Consider the following 763-nt stretch of genomic DNA (forward strand, 5'->3'; position numbering starts at 1 on the left):
CCACTGAGAGCCACCAATAGTTGTTTCACCGTTCCTCTTATCATTTGGCGCTCAACCAGGATAAGCTTGTTTTCTAACGCTGCTAATTCATTCCCACGTACGCCAGCACAAAAAGATAGTGAGCTTAAAAGCCGCATAGCCTCAGGGGCCTTTGATAGAATCTCATCAGATGTAACCAATATACGATTAGACTCTAATTTATCGTGATCAATATCATCGATAGAGAGTTTAGGAGCGGTTTTTTTTGTAATCCAAAAGCCCTTAACAGAGCCATCTGCTGTAATCAATTGACCGTCCGGTTCGGCTGGCGCATTTTTATCAAAATACTCATAACTACGTACCTCCGTGTTAGTTTCAAGCCAGCAGATCCAATGAAAAAGTCGCACATCAGAATTTAACGCAAAATCTCGATGCATTTTTTCGCTATAAACCAACCATACATTATTTGCGCGCCCCCCTTTACCTCCATACTTTTTATAAAGGTTGGTCTTTGCGGTACTTTTTACTGTTTTCGCCATGATGCACTACCACAAAATTCGGCGACCTTGGTTTTAAAATAAACTAGCGCAAAATTTGTGAATGCAATTATACTATTTGGTGATAGAGCGTATGACTGTAAAAAATATAACATGCAGATATAAATGTAACGACGGCGGCCAGCACACCCATGTTTTCGTATACAATTGCCGCAGGGCCGTAATTTTCATTTAAATTTCAACCGGATGGCGTACTCAGAAAACTCATCGCGGAAACTTCACAGTGC

The 763-nt window shown here is 40.9% G+C and carries 1 protein-coding gene; it reads right to left on the bottom strand.

Annotation, left to right across the window (positions count from 1 at the left end; all coding sequences use genetic code 11):
- Positions 1–518: hypothetical protein (locus AC1DLB_RS31290; RefSeq protein ID WP_477786441.1), on the bottom strand; the 518-nt coding region annotated here is incomplete at its 3' end.
- Positions 519–763: the final 245 nt, after the last annotated feature.

This window comes from Pseudomonas sp. 05N434 (assembly GCF_056396965.1).